The sequence below is a fragment of the Isoptericola sp. NPDC019571 genome (assembly GCF_044389385.1).
GTDB lineage: Bacteria > Actinomycetota > Actinomycetes > Actinomycetales > Cellulomonadaceae > Isoptericola > Isoptericola nanjingensis.
The window spans coordinates 24,814-40,948 of sequence record NZ_JBIRXZ010000005.1; the positions used below are offsets into that span (position 1 = coordinate 24,814).

At 73.0% G+C, this 16,135-nt stretch carries 12 protein-coding genes; 5 read left to right on the plus strand and 7 right to left on the minus strand.

Annotated features, from left to right (window positions below; all coding sequences use genetic code 11):
- Nucleotides 1-53: 53 nt before the first annotated feature.
- Nucleotides 54-1,493, minus strand: coding sequence for an FAD-binding oxidoreductase (locus ACH443_RS10305; protein ID WP_430590240.1), 1,440 nt, complete (start codon nt 1,491-1,493; stop codon nt 54-56).
- Nucleotides 1,494-1,629: 136 nt separating this feature from the next.
- Between ACH443_RS10305 and ACH443_RS10310 the strand changes: the two genes are divergently transcribed.
- Nucleotides 1,630-3,219 (plus strand): SpoIID/LytB domain-containing protein, encoded by a 1,590-nt coding sequence (locus ACH443_RS10310; RefSeq protein ID WP_430590241.1) that lies wholly within the window; start codon nt 1,630-1,632, stop codon nt 3,217-3,219.
- Nucleotides 3,220-3,316: 97 nt separating this feature from the next.
- On the opposite strand, the gene ACH443_RS10315 is transcribed toward ACH443_RS10310, so the two are convergent.
- Nucleotides 3,317-3,532, minus strand: a complete 216-nt coding sequence (locus ACH443_RS10315) for a DUF7455 domain-containing protein (RefSeq protein WP_429729875.1) — start codon at nt 3,530-3,532, stop codon at nt 3,317-3,319.
- A 136-nt stretch (nt 3,533-3,668) separates the two neighbouring features.
- Here ACH443_RS10315 and ACH443_RS10320 point away from each other — a divergent pair, with 136 nt between their 5' ends.
- From ACH443_RS10320 to ACH443_RS10335, 4 genes are all read left to right on the plus strand, one after another.
- Nucleotides 3,669-5,795 carry a type IIA DNA topoisomerase subunit B gene (locus tag ACH443_RS10320; protein WP_430590242.1) on the plus strand — a complete coding sequence of 709 codons (2,127 nt, stop codon included), beginning with the start codon at nt 3,669-3,671 and terminating at the stop codon, nt 5,793-5,795.
- A gap of 70 nt (nt 5,796-5,865) precedes the next feature.
- Nucleotides 5,866-6,285, plus strand: a complete 420-nt coding sequence (locus ACH443_RS10325) for a DUF4430 domain-containing protein (protein ID WP_430590243.1) — start codon at nt 5,866-5,868, stop codon at nt 6,283-6,285.
- Nucleotides 6,282-6,896: a DUF6580 family putative transport protein gene (locus ACH443_RS10330; RefSeq protein ID WP_429763756.1), complete on the plus strand. Its 615-nt coding sequence runs from the start codon at nt 6,282-6,284 to the stop codon at nt 6,894-6,896. Before ACH443_RS10325 ends, ACH443_RS10330 begins: the two co-directional genes overlap by 4 nt.
- 67 nt (nt 6,897-6,963) lie before the next feature.
- The gene (locus ACH443_RS10335) at nt 6,964-7,299 is read left to right on the plus strand and encodes a DUF2200 domain-containing protein (protein ID WP_430590244.1); all 336 of its coding nucleotides are present in this window, start codon (nt 6,964-6,966) and stop codon (nt 7,297-7,299) included.
- A 169-nt stretch (nt 7,300-7,468) separates the two neighbouring features.
- Here the strand turns inward: ACH443_RS10335 and ACH443_RS10340 are convergent, their stop codons facing one another.
- The 5 genes from ACH443_RS10340 to ACH443_RS10360 all read right to left on the minus strand — a co-directional run bounded on the left by ACH443_RS10340 (nt 7,469) and on the right by ACH443_RS10360 (nt 16,125).
- Entirely contained in the window at nt 7,469-8,458 is a 990-nt protein-coding gene (locus tag ACH443_RS10340; protein ID WP_430590245.1) for a sugar phosphate isomerase/epimerase family protein, read from the minus strand.
- An 86-nt stretch (nt 8,459-8,544) separates the two neighbouring features.
- A complete protein-coding gene (locus tag ACH443_RS10345; RefSeq protein ID WP_430590246.1) occupies nt 8,545-10,677 on the minus strand; it encodes a PQQ-dependent sugar dehydrogenase in 2,133 nt (710 codons plus the stop codon).
- A 169-nt stretch (nt 10,678-10,846) separates the two neighbouring features.
- Nucleotides 10,847-11,506 carry a GNAT family N-acetyltransferase gene (locus tag ACH443_RS10350; protein ID WP_430590247.1) on the minus strand — a complete coding sequence of 220 codons (660 nt, stop codon included), beginning with the start codon at nt 11,504-11,506 and terminating at the stop codon, nt 10,847-10,849.
- 61 nt (nt 11,507-11,567) lie between these two features.
- Complete coding sequence (metH, locus tag ACH443_RS10355) at nt 11,568-15,143, minus strand: methionine synthase (protein WP_430590248.1); 3,576 nt, start codon at nt 15,141-15,143, stop codon at nt 11,568-11,570.
- 88 nt (nt 15,144-15,231) lie between these two features.
- A complete protein-coding gene (locus tag ACH443_RS10360) occupies nt 15,232-16,125 on the minus strand; it encodes an SMP-30/gluconolactonase/LRE family protein (RefSeq protein WP_430590249.1) in 894 nt (297 codons plus the stop codon).
- Between the last annotated feature and the right edge of the window lie 10 nt (nt 16,126-16,135).

A 16,135-nucleotide genomic window follows, 5' to 3' on the forward strand; every position in this document is an offset into this window, starting at 1 on the left:
CGGTACCGGGGCTCTCGTGCGTCCGCGCGGCTCGTCGAGCAGTGGGCCAGCCGTCAGGGCGCGACGTCGGCGGCGATGTCGGCGGCGACGGACCAGCGCGACGACGGGGCGAGGGTGCCGGCGGGGTCCAGCCGGCGGCGCAGCGCCAGGAGCCGGTCGTAGGTCGCCGGGCCGTACGCCTCGCGCACCAGGGCGGCGGAGACGTCGTCCCGCGGGCCGGCGAAGTTGAGCAGCGAGCCGCCGGTGGTCCAGGGCGCCAGCGCGTCGTGCACCGCCTGGAGGCGGTCGGCGACGTCGGGCGGCCCGACCGGGCTGCCGAGCGCCCCGGTGAACAGGGTGCAGGCGGCGTCGCGCCCGCCGACGGCGTTGGCCACGGCGGGCGGCCCGGCCACGGCGCCGCCGAGGAGCCGGATCTCGGCCGCGAGGACGGGGGAGTCGGGCGGCACGGCCCCGAGGAACGCGTCGACCGCGTCCTCGGTCAGCTCGCGCAGCAGCCCGCCACGCTCGACGAACGGCATCGGGTCGTCCGGGTCGGCGTGCACCGCCCCGATCTGCGCGTACGGCAGGTCTCCGACCGCGTCGAGGATCGGCACGGCGACCTGCCTCAGGTCGTCGACCAGGGGGTCGGGCGCCGCGAGGTGCCCGTGCCGGACGTAGCGCACCACGAGCACCGCGCGCCCGCGCAGCGGCTCGGGCACGTCGGGCAGGGGCGGCAGGTTCAGGCGTGCGACGGACGTCGAGACGTCGTCGGCCAGCGTCGTCGTGTGCTCGCGCCACCGGTGCAGCACGGCGTGCGCGTCGTCGACGTCGAACCAGAGCGTGCCCGCGCGCACGGTGGACAGGGGGAAGAGGTCGAACGTCATCCCGACGACGACCCCGAACGCGCCCCCGCCGCCGCGCAGCGCCCAGAAGAGCTCTTCGTGCTGCGTCGGCGTCGCCGTGACGAGGTCGCCGGCCGGGGTGACCACGTCGATCGCGCGGACGTGGTCGGCGGCGAAGCCGAAGGTGCGCGCCAGGGGGCCGAGCCCGCCGCCGAGCGTGTAGCCGATCACCCCGACCTGGGGGGACGAGCCGCAGAGCCCGCCCAGCCCGTGGTCCGCGCCGGCGGTGAGCACCGCCTGCCAGGGGACGCCGGGCCCGACGGTCGCGGTGCGGGCGACGGGGTCGACGACGAGGGCGTCGAGGGCGGACACGTCGAGCAGGACGTCGCCGGCGCCGGTCGCGGCGGCGCTGTGGCCCGTGGAGCGGACTCCGACGCCAAACCCGTGGCCCGCGGCGGCGCGGACCGTCGCGACGACGTCCTCGGGCGAGGCAGCCCGCACGACGAGCGCCGGCCGGTGGGCGAGCGCGAGGTTGAAGCCGGGGAGCGCGGCGTCGTAGGCCGGGTCGGCGGGCAGGGCCGTGGTGCCGTCGAGCGCGGGGTCGAGCTGTGCCGCGAGGGCGGCGGCCCTGTCGAGGTCGCGGTCGGGGGCGACGGGAGCGGAGCTGGACATCGGGGACTCTCCTTCGGTGGACGGTGCCGAGAGGAGAGAGACGCCCGCGCGCCGGCGATGACGGTCGGTGCCCCGGGCCCCCGGGTGAAGTGCGGGGGCGTTCCCCTGACCTGGGCCGATGTGGCAAGGTGTCCGCGTGCTCCAGACCACGACCCTCCCCGGGCGGCCCCGGGTCGTCGCCCTGCTCGCGCTCGTCGTCGCCCTGGCGCTGTCGCTCGCGTCGGTGCTCGTGGCGCCTGCGGCGCAGGCGGCGACCTGGTCGCTGACGGGCTCCGGCGGAGGGACGACGACGGCGGCGACCGGAAAGTCCCTCACGGTCCGCTACCTCAAGTCCGGCCAGCCGGTGCGGGGCGCGACGGTCACGCTGCAGCGCAAGGCGGGGACGTCGTGGGTGAAGGTCCGCACCGTGCGGACCGGGTCGACGGGCCGCGTGTCGACGACGGTGAAGCCCACCGCCTCGACGACGTACCGCTTCAGGACCAGCCACGCCACGAGCGGCGGTGTCACGGTGCTCGTGGTGCCGGTGCGGTTCGCGATCTCCGGCTCGGGCTCGGGGCACGGCGTCGGGATGGCCCAGTGGGGCGCTTACGAGCAGTCGCGCTCAGGTCGTACCGCGGCCCAGATCCTCGGTTACTACTACCCGGGCACCACCGTCTCGACGGCGAACGACCCCCGGACCACCCTGGACGTGCAGGTGCTCGGACCGCCGTCGGACAGCCGGACCACGACGGTGCTGGCGGTCGGCTCCGGAGCCTGGCGGCTCATGGACCCGGCGGGGGCCGTCGTGGCGAGCGGCGGAGCCGCGGAGAGGGTCACCGTCGGCGTCGCGCCCTCGGGGGTGACTGCCAAGGTGACGAAGGGCGGTGCGACGACGAAGAGCGTGTCCGCGCGCTCCAGCCTGACGTACGAGTGGTCCGGCACGCGGAACTACCAGCCCACCGGGACGAAGGCGGTCGCGACCGTGGCGGGCGCCCAGGGGACCTACCGCAACGGACGCCTGGTGGTGACGAAGCGGTCGGACCGGCCGAACGTCGTCAACCAGGTGGTCATCAACACCGAGTACCTCTACGGGCTGGACGAGATGCCCTCGGGCTGGGGCGCGAGCAGCAACCGCGGTGCTGCGGCGCTGGAGGCGCAGGCGGTCGCGGCGCGCAACTACGCGATCGTCGAGAAGGTCAAGGGCCTGAAGTCCACGTGCGGCTGCCACGTCTACGACGACACCCGCTCGCAGCACTACACCGGCTGGAAGAAGCAGGGCGGAAGCTGGGGGAGCGCCTGGGTCGCGGCGGTGGACGCCACGGTGCAGGACGGCACGGTGACCGTGCTGCGCGACGCCGAGGGCGGGTTCGCGGAGACGCCGTACTTCGCGTCGACCGGCAGCGCGGGAGGGCGCCGCGGCACGGCGACCAACACGGAGGTGTTCGGGACGGCGGCCCTGCCCTATCTCGCGCACGTCGCCGACACGTACTCGGCCAAGGCGCCCGGCAACCCGTACCTGACGTGGAGCGACTCGATCACGCAGGCGACGGCCAGGTCGGTCTTCGGCCTCGCGTCGGTGCGCTCGATCGCGGTGACGTCGCGGTGGTCGAGCGGCCAGATCAAGACGCTGACGGCCACCTCGGCCATGGGGACGAAGGTGTCGCGGACCAAGACGGCGGACGGGTGGCGCACCACCCTCGGCGTCCGGGCGTCGTGGGTCGGCTCGCTCTCGGGCCGCAGCAGCTGATCCTCGCCGGCCTCGGCCGTCGTCCCGCCCCCCCACGCACGAGAGCCCCGCACCGGACGGTGCGGGGCTCTCGTGGGGTCGGTGTGCTTGCGCCGGGTCAGCGCGCCCCGTGCTCCTCGTGGAGCCGGTCCGTCTCGTCCTGGACGTGGACGGCGACACCCTGGTAGGCGTCCGCGTGCGCGCGTGCGTGGTGCCCGCAGAAGAGGAGCTCTCCGACAGGCAGGACCACTCGCACGTACGCCTGGGCGCCGCAGCGGTCGCAGCGGTCGGCGGCGGTCAGCGGCTGGGTCGGTTCGGTCGTCGTGGTGCTCACATGACCATCCAACCAGACAGGTGGACCGGAGCATCCCGGACCCGGGCCGGGTTCGCTCCGGGCATAGCGGCGTGGAGCACAGTCCGACGGCGTGGAGCGCACAAGAACACCTGTTCGGTCGTCTACCCTCGTTCCCGTGACTGCCACCTCCGAGTCCGGGTACACCGCGCGCCACCTCACCGTCCTCGAGGGCCTCGAGGCCGTGCGCAAGCGCCCCGGCATGTACATCGGGTCGACGGACTCGCGCGGCCTCATGCACTGCCTGTGGGAGATCATCGACAACTCCGTCGACGAGGCCCTCGGCGGGCACGCGACGAACATCCGCGTGGTGCTGCACGCCGACTCGTCGGTCACGGTCGAGGACGACGGCCGCGGCATCCCGGTCGACGTCGAGCCGAAGACCGGCCTGAACGGCGTCGAGGTCGTCTTCACGAAGCTGCACGCCGGCGGCAAGTTCGGCGGCGGTTCGTACACGGCGTCGGGCGGACTGCACGGCGTGGGCGCCTCCGTGGTCAACGCGCTCTCGGCGCGCCTCGACGTCGAGGTCGACCTCGGTGGCAAGACCCACCGGATGACGTTCCACCGCGGCGAGCCGGGCGTCTTCTCCGACCCGGTCTCCGGGCCGTCCCCGGAGTCGCCGTTCGAGCCGTTCGTGTCGGGGTCCGAGCTGGCGATCGTCGGGAAGACCAAGCGGGGCGTCACCGGTACCCGGGTGCGCTACTGGGCGGACCGCCAGGTGTTCCCGAAGACGGCGGTGTTCAGCTACGACGAGCTGGTCACGCGCGCCCGCCAGACGACGTTCCTGGTCCCCGGGCTGAAGCTCACGCTGCGCGACGAGCGCGGTCTGCCGGGCACGCCGGGGGAGTCCGGCCCGCACGAGGAGGTCTTCCAGCACGACGGCGGCGCGATCGACTTCGTCGAGTTCCTCGCGCCCGACGCCCCGGTGACGTCGACGTGGCAGCTCAAGGGCAGCGGCCACTTCACCGAGACGGTGCCGGTGCTGGACTCCCGCGGTCACATGTCGCCGCAGGAGGTTCAGCGCGACTGCGAGGTGGACGTGGCCCTGCGGTGGGGTGGCGGGTACGACACCGAGGTCCGCACCTTCGTCAACATCATCGCGACGCCCAAGGGCGGCTCCCACCTGTCCGGGTTCGAGCAGGGCCTGCTCAAGACCGTCCGCAAGCAGATCGAGGCGAACGCGCGTCGTCTGAAGGTCTCCACGAAGGACGCGGCCGAACGGATCGAGAAGGACGACGTCCTCGCCGGCCTCACCGCTGTCGTCACGGTCCGGCTCGCGGAGCCGCAGTTCGAGGGCCAGACCAAGGAGGTGCTCGGCACCGCTCCCGTGCGGGCGATCGTCTCCCGCGTCGTCGAGAAGGAGCTGGGCGCCCTCCTCACGTCGTCCAAGCGCGACGAGAAGGCGCAGTCCGCCCTGCTCCTCGAGAAGGTCGTCGCCGAGATGCGTGCGCGCGTCACGGCCCGCAAGCAGAAGGAGATCTCCCGGCGGAAGAACGCCCTCGAGGCGTCGTCGCTGCCGGCGAAGCTCGCGGACTGCCGCAGTGACGACGTGAACCGCAGCGAGCTCTTCATCGTCGAGGGCGACAGCGCCCTCGGCACGGCCAAGCTGGCCCGCTCGAGCGACTTCCAGGCGCTGCTGCCGATCCGCGGCAAGATCCTCAACGTCCAGAAGGCGTCGATCAGCGACATGCTCCGCAACGCGGAGTGCGCGGCCATCATCCAGGTGCTCGGCGCCGGTTCCGGCCGGTCCTTCGACCTGGACGCCGCCCGCTACGGGAAGATCGTCCTGATGACGGACGCCGACGTCGACGGCGCGCACATCCGCACCCTGCTGCTCACGCTCTTCTACCGGTACATGCGGCCGATGCTCGAGGCGGGCCGCGTGTTCGCCGCCGTCCCGCCGCTGCACCGGGTGGAGGTGCTGGGCAGCGGCCGGCGCAAGAACGAGTACCTGTACACGTACTCGGAGGCGGAGCTCACCGCGACGCTCAAGAAGCTCGACCGGGCCGGGCGCCGGTACAAGGAGGACATCCAGCGCTACAAGGGCCTGGGGGAGATGGACGCCGACCAGCTCGCCGAGACCACCATGGACCCGCGCCACCGCACGCTGCGCCGGGTCACGGTGGAGGGCGCGGAGGCGGCGGAGCGCGTGTTCGAGCTGCTCATGGGCAGCGACGTCGCGCCCCGCAAGGAGTTCATCGTCGCCGGGGCGAGCACCCTCGACCAGTCCCGCATCGACGCCTGACCCGTCCGGGCCGTCGTCCGCATGGCGGCCCGAGCGGCGGGTGCGCTCCGGTGATGGGTACCCTCTGGCCGTGAAGACCGCACCGCGCCGGACGGCGCCTCGACTGCTCGTGCTCCTGCCCGCTCTGGCCCTGACCGCGGGGCTCGTCGCCGGGTGCTCGGAGGGCGGCTCGTCGGACGGCGCCTCGCCCACCGCGTCCGCGTCGGTGGAGGCCTCCGAGCAGGTGGCCGGGAACGTGGGCGAGTTCTCCTACGAGGGCGTGGACGGCAAGACCGCTCTCGAGCTGCTGCAGGAGAAGGATCCGGACGCCCAGGTGCAGGGCAAGGGCGAGAACGCGTACGTCACCGCGATCCGCGGGCGCGAGGCCGACCCGGAGACGGAGTTCTGGGGCCTGTACGTCGACGACGAGCTGGCCCAGGTCGGGGCGGGCTCGCTCGAGACGAAGGACGGCCAGACGATCACCTGGAAGCTCGAGGAGATCGAGCAGTGAGCGCCGCGACCACTCGCCTGGAGGCTCCGCTCACCGCCCGCGAGCTCGTGCACCGGTGGTGGCGGCCCGCGCTGGCGGTGCTGCTCGTCGCGGGCGCCGTCGTCTGGCGGCTCGTGAAGACGGACCTCGGCGCACCGCCGAACCTCGAGCTCTCGACCGCCGCGGCCTTCGCCGCCGCCGGGCTGCTGCGCCACCGGCTCGCGATGCTCGCGCCGCTGGTCGTGGTGGCGCTGAGCGACGTGCTGCTCGGCAACTCCTCGGTGCTGGTGTTCACGTGGACCGCGTGGGCCGCGATCGGCGTCGGCGCCTGGTGGGCCGGCCGCACCCGGGGCGCCATGGGTCGCCTCGTCGCCGCGCTGGGCTTCGGCGTCGGCAGCTCGCTGTTCTTCTACCTCTGGACCAACGCGGGCGTGTGGTGGCTCGGCCGCGGGACGTTCTACCCTGCGGGGCTGGACGGCCTGCTGGCCAGCTACGTCGCCGGCCTGCCGTTCCTGCGCCCGATGCTGCTGGGCAACCTCGTGCTCGTGCCGCTCGCTGCCGGTCTCGTCGCGCTCGTGGCGCGGCTCGAGCGAGCGTCGTCGGCTGCTGTCGACGCGCTCCCCGCGCGGTAGCCTCGGCAGGAGCACACCCGACCGTCACGACAGGGGGCGACCGATGCCTGCCGACCGGATCCGCCGGATGACCTTCGCCAGCATCTACCCGCTGTACGTGCGGAAGGTGGAGCGCAAGGACCGCAGCACGGACGACCTCGACCGGGTCCTCACCTGGCTCACGGGCTACGACGACGCCGGCCTCGAGAAGGTCATCGCCGACGAGGTGGACCTGGAGACGTTCTTCGCCGAGGCGCCCGCGATGAACCCGAACGCGTCGCTCATCACCGGGGTGATCTGCGGTGTCCGCGTGGAGGACATCGACGACCCGCTGATGCAGCAGATCCGCTGGATGGACAAGCTCGTCGACGAGGTGGCCAAGGGCAAGAAGATGACGTCGATCCTGCGGGGCGTGGCCGCGTAGCCGGGCGGGCGTCCCGGCGTGGGGGGGCCCCCCCCGGGCCCCCCCCCCGGGCCCCCCCCCCCCCCCCGGGGGGGGGGGGCGGGGGGGGGGGGGGGGGGGGGGGGGGGGGGGGGGGGCGGGGGGGGGGGGCCCCCGGGCGGGCACCCGGGCGGGGCCCCCCCACCGCCGGTCAGTAGCGGATCCTGCGGAGGTAGTCGTAGCCGACGTCCGCCGTCTGGAGGTACGTCACGTCAGGCGTGTCGTTCTCGACGATGTACTCCTCGACCTCGTGCGCGCGGAAGATGCGCGCGAAGTCGATGAAGCCCGTGCCGAGGTCGGCGTGGCTGGTCTCCTCCGGCCCGTCGTCGTGGCGGTCCTTGACGTGGTACTGCCGCACCCGGAGGGGTGACCTGCGGATGGTGCGGATGGCGAAGTCCTCGGCCTGCCGGTTCGACAGGCCGAGGTTCACCCCGCCGGTCACGACCCAGTACAGGTCGACCTCGAGATGCACGAGGTGTGGATCGAGCTGCGAGGTGAGGACGTCCCACGGGGTGACGCCGCCTCCCAGGTCCGTCGTGAACTCGTGAGCGTGGTTGTGGTAGCCGTACCGCAGGCCGTACAGCCGTGCGAGGGCCGCCTCCTTGTTCATCTGTCGGGCCCATGTCTTCCAGTCCGCCAGCGAGTCGGACGCGAGGAACGGCACCACGACATAGCGCTGACCGAGCGTCGTCGCGTTCTGGAACTTCTCGTGCAGCGCCGCGCGGGACTCGGAGATGCCGTCGTGCGACGACGAGGCACGGATGCCGAGGTCGTCGTAGAACTCGCGCAGGTCGCGGGCCGTCCGGCCGAAGTACCCGAGCGCCTGCTCGACGCGGGGGTACCCCGTCTCGGCGATGGCGCCGAGCGTCTCGTCGTAGAGACCGCCACCGAGCCCGTCCCGCACGGTCCAGAGCTGGATGCTGATCCTCCCCCGTGGGACGCGCCGCCCCCAGCGCGGGCCGTGGCCCGCCCGGGGCCTGGCGGAGGCGGAACCGGTGGCGGCGGTACCGGCCAGCGCCACCCCGGCGGCGCCGGTGAGGCTCCCCCGAAGCAGGGTGCGGCGGCTGACGCCGGACGGGTGGGAACCTCTGGTCTCGAGCGAACGCCGCAGCGCGTCGTGGCCGTCAAATCCATAACACATGTCGACTCCTCGTCGTCGAGGCAGATCGTGCAGGGCATCACGGAGGGTGGGGGCGCCCGGCACGGGCCGGGCACCCCCGGTGCTGGTCACTCGGCGGGCACGAGCACCACCTCGGCGCTGCCGGTGAGGCCGGGCAGCCCGTCGACGCCAGGGTCGGTGTACCCGGCCACGAACACCCCGCGAAGGGTGTCGTTCTCCGGGTCGTGACCGGACGGCACCGAGGTGACGATCGACCCGGTGCATCCGGACGCGGTCGTCTGCGGGTGGCCGTGGTCGTCGTGGCCGACGACGTACGTCACCTGGACCCGGGCACAGTCGACCGGCTGGTCGTCCGTGACCTCGACCTCGAAGTCCACCGTGTCGCCGAACGAGAACGACTGGCCCGCGACCGGGGCCACGAAGCTCACCTGCGGCGACTCGTTGCCGACCACGACGTCCACGTCGGCGGAGGCGTGCCGGCCGCGGTCGCGTCCCCCGACGTCCCTGACGGTCAGGGTGGCGCGGTAGACGCCGGGCTCGTCGTACGTGTGGGTGGCGTCGGGACCGCGCGCGTCGACGTCACCGTCGCCGTCGAAGTCCCAGGCGTAGCGGAGCCGGTCGCCGTCGGGGTCGGCCGTCCCCGCGCTGGTGAACTGCACCGTCAACGGCGGGAGGCCCGCCGTGACGTCGGCTCCGACGACCGGGACCGGACTGTGGTTCCCGCGGCGGCCGATGTGGTCGTACCGGGCGAGCTGCGCGTCCGGGTTCTCGGCGAAGTACCCGTCTCCGTACTCGAGGACGTAGAGCGCCCCGTTCGGGCCGAACTCCATGTCCATCGGGTTGTCGAACACGAACGACGGCAGCACCGGCTCGATGTCCGCCAGGGTGCCCCGCCGGTCGAGGTGCATGGCCTTGACGTAGTCGCGCGTCCACTCGTAGAACAGCGGGATCCCGTCGTAGTGCTCCGGCCACGCGACTGCCCGCGGCCGCAGGGTGTCCCTGCGGTCGAACTGGTACACCGGGCCGGCCATCGGCCCGATGCCGTCGTCCGGTCCCGCCGTGAGCTCCGGGAACTCGGGTGAGACGCCGTACGAGTACCAGACGTCGGGCTGCGCGACGGGTGGGAGCACGGTTCGACCGGTGTTGTACGGGGAGTCGTTGACCAGGTTCGCGCAGTCGAACGGCTCCCCGGAATCACCGGTCGCGAAGTCGTGGTCGACGTACGGCAGCTCCGGCGTCGCGCAGAACGGCCAGCCGTAGTTGGCGGGTCTGTCGACGATCGTCCACCTGCCGTGTCCCGCCGGCCCACGTGCCGGGTCGGCCTCGCCGGCGTCGGGAGAGTAGTCCCCGACGTAGACCGCGTCGGTCTCGGGGTCGACCTCGATGCGGAACGGGTTGCGCAGTCCCATCGCGTAGATCTCCGGGCGGGTGTCCGGGGCGCCGGGCCGGAACAGGTTGCCCCTCGGGACGGTGTAGCCGCCGCCGCGCTCCGGCGTGATCCGTAGCAGCTTGCCGCGCAGGTCGTCGGTGTTGGCCGACGTGCGGCGGGCGTCGAACGCGGGGTTGGTCCCGGGGGAGTCGTCGATCGGGGTGTACCCGTCCGAGAAGAACGGGTTGGTGTCGTCTCCCGTGGAGAGGATGAGGTTGCCGTCGGAGTCGAACACGATGTCGCCGCCGACGTGGCAGCAGATGCCGCGGTCGACCGGCACGTCGATGACCTGCTGCTCCGAGCAGAGGTCGATCCCGCCGTCCCGGTACTGGAACCGCGACAGGCGGATGAGTCCCTCGAACGGCGCGAAGTCCTGCGGCGTCCCGGTCAGGGGCGCGTCGCCCTCGTTGACGTCCGGGGTCGCGGGGTCGTCGACCGGGGTGTCCAGCGGCGGCGAGTAGTACATGTAGATCCAGTGGTTGTCCTCGAAGTCCGGGTCGAGGGCGATGCTCTGCAGCCCTTCCTCGTCGTGCTGGTAGACGTCCAGCTGGGCGATCTGGCGGTTGACGCCCGAGCGGGCCTCGTTGAGCCAGACGGCGCCCGCCCGGGTGACGTGCAGGACGTCGTTGTTCGGCAGGACCGCGAGGTCCATCGGCTCGCCGGGCCGGTCGTTGAGCGTGACCTTCTGGAACGTGGTGTCCCGAGGTGGGTCGTCGCTCGAGGTGGCCGCCTCGCCGGTGGCCACGAACGTTGCTGTCAGCAGTGCTGCTGTCACGCCTGTCGCGACGTTGCGACCTGTCGTGCTGCGCACGGCGCCTTCTCCTTGTCTGGCGACGACCCACCGTGGGGCCCGGTGCTCATCACCGTGGTCGAGTCAGCGAGACAGCAGCATCATGTCGCGCGCGGGCAACGGTCGCGACCCGGGCGGTGCGGTCCCAGCGGACGACGTGTCGTCGGCTCGACCGCGGCGGCCGGCGGGGTCAGCGGCGCGGCAGGCGCATCCCCATGGTCAGGCCCCAGGGGTGGTGCTCCAGCGTGCGGAAGCCCAGGTGCTCGTAGAAGCCGATGGCGCGCACGTTGCGCCCGCCGACACCGAGGTGGATGCCTGGTGCGCCGGTGGCGGCGACGGCGTCGAGCGTCGCCTCGAGCACGCGGCGGCCGCGGCCTCCGCCCTGCGCCTCGGGCAGCAGGTCCACGTGCAGGTGCGCGGGGAACTCGGCGAGCCACGGGGTCTCGGTCCGGGACGGCGAGTAGATCGTGCGCAGCAGCCGCGCGTCCGGAGACTCGTCGTCCTCGGCGGGGGCGTCGTAGCGGGCGCGCAGCGCCGGCCACCAGCGCTCCTCGCAGCGGCGCTCGAAGTCGGTGGTGCTCGCGGTGGCCACGCAGTAGCCGACGGCGGCACCGTCCTCTCGGCGCAGGACACGCGCGAGCTCGGGGTCGAGCTCGAGGTACGCGCCCAGGTAGACGTGGCCGAGGAGATCGCCGTCGGCGTACAGGCCGGTGGCGTCCTCGCCCGAGTCGCCCGTGCGCAGGCAGACGTCGTAGAGGCCAGCGCGGTCGGTGGGCCGGTAGGAGTCCACCGTGATCGCCGGACGGGTCCCCGCGGGCATGACGTCGTGACCGGTCTGCGGCGTGATCATGACCGTATCCTCCCCGGTCGCGCGCCTGACGTCGAACCTCGCGCGCCCCGACAGGCCGACGTCAGACGCTGAAGTACTTCGCCTCGGGGTGGTGGAAGACGAACGCGTCGGTGGACTGCTCGGGGTGCAGCTGCAGCTCGTCGGACAGGGTCACGCCCACGCGCTCGGGGCGCAGCAGCTCGACGACCTTGTGGCGGTCCTCCATCTCCGGGCACGCGGGGTAGCCGAGGGAGAACCGCGCGCCGCGGTACTGCAGCTTGAACAGGCCCTCGACGTCGGTGGGCTCCTCGTCGGCGAAGCCGAGCTCGTCGCGCACGCGGGAGTGCCAGAACTCGGCCAGCGCCTCGGTGAGCTGCACGGACAGGCCGTGCAGCTCCATGTACTCGCGGTAGGCGTTCGCCTCGAAGAGCTTCGCGGTGTGCCCCGAGACGGCGTCGCCGACGGTCACGAGCTGCACGGGCAGCACGTCGAACCGCCCGGACTCCTCGGCGAACGAGCGCGGGCGGACGAAGTCCGCCAGGCACAGGTGCCGGTCGCGGCGCTGCCGCGGGAACCGGAACCTCAGGCGCTCGGTACCCGGCTCGCCGCCGGAACCGCCGTCCGGCCCGTCGTGGTGCGCCACCACGACGTCGTCTCCCTCGGACCACACGGGGAAGTACCCGTACACGACGGTGGGATCCATGATCTGGTCGGTGCGGACCCGATCGAGCCAGGCGGCCAGCCGTGGCCGGCCCTCGGTCTCGACGAGCTCCTCGTACGACGCCCCGTCGTCCCCGCGGCCGGGCTTGAGCCCCCACTGGCCCATGAACGTGGCGCGCTCGTCGAGGAACGCGGCGTAGTCGGCGAGCTGGATGCCCTTGACGATGCGGGTGCCCCAGAACGGCGGCTCCGGCACCGGGTTGTCGGCGGCGACGTCGGAGCGCGCGGGCAGGTCCTCCGGCGCGGTCTCCGTCACGGTCACGACGCCGTGCCGGCGCTTGCGCAGCGCGGGCAGACCCACCGACTCCGGGTCGGCGCCACGCGCGATGGCGACGAGCGGCTCCATCAGCCGCAGGCCCTCGAAGGCGTCCTTCGCGTACCGCACGGTGCCGGGGAACGCGGAGGCGAGGTCGTCCTCGACGTACGTCCGGGTCAGGGCGGCGCCGCCGAGCAGCACCGGCCAGCGCTTCTCCATGCCGCGGGAGACCAGCTCCTGGAGGTTCTCCTTCATCACGACCGTCGACTTCACGAGCAGCCCGGACATGCCGATGACGTCGGCGTCGTGCTCCTCGGCGGCCTCGATCATGGCGCTCACCGGCTGCTTGATGCCGATGTTCACCACCGTGTAGCCGTTGTTGGTGAGGATGATGTCGACGAGGTTCTTGCCGATGTCGTGCACGTCGCCGCGCACGGTGGCGAGCACCACGGTGCCCTTGGACCGGCCCTCGCCGCCCTCGACCTTCTCCATGTGCGGCTCGAGCAACGCCACCGCGGTCTTCATGACCTCGGCGGACTGCAGCACGAAGGGCAGCTGCATCTGGCCGGAGCCGAACAGCTCGCCCACGACCTTCATGCCACCCAGGAGGTGGGTGTTGACGATGTCGAGGGCCTTCATGCCGGCGGCCAGCGCCTCGTCGACGTCCCCCTCGAGACCCTTGCGCGCGCCGTCGACGATGCGGCGCTCCAGGCGCTCGCCGACGGGCAGCGCGGCGAGCTCGGCGGCACGCTGGTCGCGCAGGGCGGTGGCGTCGACGCCGGAGAACAGCTCGAGGAGGTGCGCGAGCGGGTCGTGGACGAGGTTGCCCTCGTCGTCGTACCGGCGGCGGTCCCACACCAGGTCCGCCGCGGCCTCCCACTGCTCGTCGGGGATCGCGTTGCGGGGCAGGATCTTCGCCGCGTGCACGATGGCGGAGTCCAGGCCCGCCTGCGTCGCCTCGTGCAGGAACACCGAGTTCAGCACGGTGCGGGCGGCCGGGTTGAGGCCGAACGACACGTTCGAGACGCCGAGCGTGGTGTGCACGCCGGGGTAGCGGGTGGTGATCTCGCGGATCGCCTCGATCGTCTCGATGGCGTCGCGCCGCGTCTCCTCCTGACCTGTCGCGATGGGGAAGGTCAGGGCGTCGACGATGATGTCGTCCACCCGCATGCCCCAGTCGCCCGTGAGCTGCTCGACGAGGCGGGTGGCGATGGCGACCTTGCCGTCCTTGGTGCGCGCCTGCCCCTCCTCGTCGATGGTCAGCGCGACGACGGCCGCGCCGTGCTCCTGCACGAGCGGCATGATCTTGGCGTAGCGCGAGCCGGGGCCGTCGCCGTCCTCGAAGTTCACCGAGTTCACGACGCCGCGGCCGCCGAGCAGCTCGAGCCCCGCCTGCAGCACGGCCGGCTCGGTGGAGTCGATGACCAGCGGCAGCGTGGACGCCGACGCCAGCCGCGAGACGACCTCGCGCACGTCCGCGACGCCGTCGCGCCCCACGTAGTCGACGCAGACGTCGAGCAGGTGGGCGCCGTCGCGCGTCTGCGCGCGGGCGATGTCGACGACGTCGTCCCATCGGCCCTCGAGCATCGCCTCGCGGAACGCCTTGGAGCCGTTGGCGTTGGTGCGCTCGCCGATGGCCAGGTACGACGTGTCCTGCCGCAGGTCCGTGTGCGAGTACAGGGACGCGACGCCGTTCTCGCGCTGCGGGTTCCGGTCGGGCAGCGCGCGGCCGCGCACGGCCTCGACGACCTGGCGCAGGTGCTCCGGCGTCGTGCCGCAGCAGCCGCCCACCAGGCCGAGGCCGAACTCCTGCACGAACTGCGTGTGCGCCGCGGCCAGCTCCTCGGGCGTGAGCGGGTACACGGCGCCGTGCGGCCCCAGCTCCGGCAGGCCCGCGTTGGGCATGCAGGTGACCGGGACCTCGCTGTGCCGCGCGAGGTGGCGCAGGTGCTCGCTCATCTGGTCCGGGCCGGTGGCGCAGTTCAGCCCGATCGCGTCGACGCCGATCGCCTGCAGGGCGGTGAGCGCGGCGCCGATCTCCGACCCCATGAGCATGGTGCCGGTGGTCTCGACCGTCACGGAGACGATGACCGGCGCCGACCGGCCGACCTCCGCGATCGCGTCGTGGCAGCCCGTGACCGCGGCCTTCGCCTGCAGCAGGTCCTGGCTCGTCTCGACGAGGAGCGCGTCCGCGCCGCCGTCGAGCAGGCCGGCCGCCTGCTCGGCGAACGTCGCGCGCAGGTGCGCGTACGTGGTGTGCCCCAGGCTCGGGAGCTTGGTGCCGGGGCCCATCGACCCGAGCACCCAGCGCGGGTGGTCGGCGGTCGCGAAGGCGTCGGCGCGCTCGCGCGCCAGCGCCGCCCCGGCCCGCGCGAGCTCGCGGATCCGGTCGTCGATCCCGTAGTCGGACAGGTTGGACCAGTTGGCGCCGAAGGTGTTCGTCTCGATCGCGTCGACGCCCACCTCGAGGTACTCGTCGTGCACGGCGCGGATGATGTCCGGGCGCGACACGTTGAGGATCTCGTTGCAGCCCTCGTGCCCCTCGTAGTCCTCGAGGGTGGGGTCCGCGGCCTGGATCATCGTGCCCATGGCGCCGTCGGCCACCACGACGCGCGTGCGCAGGGCCTCGCGCAGGGCGGTGGAACGGGCGTCGGCGGCGGCGGGGTCGAGCGTGGTCGTCACCCGTGCAGCGTAACGGCGCGGGGCGGGGCTCGGACGGTGCGTCCACAGCCGCGGGCGGGCCACCGAGCACGCACCCCGGGCGGGCCGCTCAGAGCAGCGGCGCGCCGTTCACGGTGAGCAGGATCGAGTACACCGACGTGGACGCCGTGACGAAGAGACGGTTGCGCTTGCGGCCGCCGAACGCGAGGTTCGAGACCTCCTCGGGCAGGTGGAGCCGCCCGAGGAGGGTGCCGTCGGGGTCGAGCACGTGCAGGGCCTCGCCGGCGGCCACCCAGACGCGGCCCGCCGTGTCGACGCGCACGCCGTCCGGGCCGCCGTCGAGCTCGGCGAACACCTCCCCGCCCGCGAGCCGGCCGCCGTCGACGGCGAAGACCCGCAGGTGCCGGCGGTGCGTGTCCGCGACGTACAGGTGCGTCCCGTCCACCGACAGCGCGAGGCCGTTGGGCCGCTCGAAGTCCGTGGCGACGGCGGTCACGTCGCCCGTGGCGGGGTCGACCCGGTAGACGTGGCAGCCGTCGATCTCCGGGTCCGCGCGCTCGCCCTCGTAGTCGGTCGTGATGCCGTACGGCGGGTCGGTGAACCACACCGCTCCGTCGGCGGACACCACCACGTCGTTCGGGCTGTTGAGCCGCCGTCCGCGCCAGCGGTCCGCGAGGACCGTCGTCGAGCCGTCGTGCTCGGTGCGCTCCACCCGGCGCGCGCCCTGCCGGCACGTCACGACGCGCCCCTGGCGGTCGATCGTGCGGCCGTTCGGGTAGCGGCCCGGTGACTCGAGGACGCTCACCGACCCGTCCGCCTCGTCCCACCGCAGCACGCGGTCGTTGGGGATGTCGCTGAACAGCAGGTACCGGCCGGCGGGCACGTACAGCGGGCCCTCCGTCCAGCGGCCACCCGTCCACAGACGTTCGAGGCGGCCGTCGCCGCGCACGGCGGCGAAGCGCTCGTCGAGGCGTTCGTAGACGGCGGGGACGGTCTCGGTCATCGCGGGCTCC

What these genes read in the sequence shown, in the direction of transcription:
- ACH443_RS10305 (WP_430590240.1), bottom strand. Translation starts at nt 1,493, where the DNA reads ATGTCCAGCTCCGCTCCCGTCGCCCCCGACCGCGACCTCGACAGGGCC.
- ACH443_RS10335 (WP_430590244.1), top strand. Translation starts at nt 6,964, where the DNA reads ATGACCTTCGCCAGCATCTACCCGCTGTACGTGCGGAAGGTGGAGCGC.
- ACH443_RS10340 (WP_430590245.1), bottom strand. Translation starts at nt 8,458, where the DNA reads ATGTGTTATGGATTTGACGGCCACGACGCGCTGCGGCGTTCGCTCGAG.
- ACH443_RS10350 (WP_430590247.1), bottom strand. Translation starts at nt 11,506, where the DNA reads ATGATCACGCCGCAGACCGGTCACGACGTCATGCCCGCGGGGACCCGT.
- ACH443_RS10360 (WP_430590249.1), bottom strand. Translation starts at nt 16,125, where the DNA reads ATGACCGAGACCGTCCCCGCCGTCTACGAACGCCTCGACGAGCGCTTC.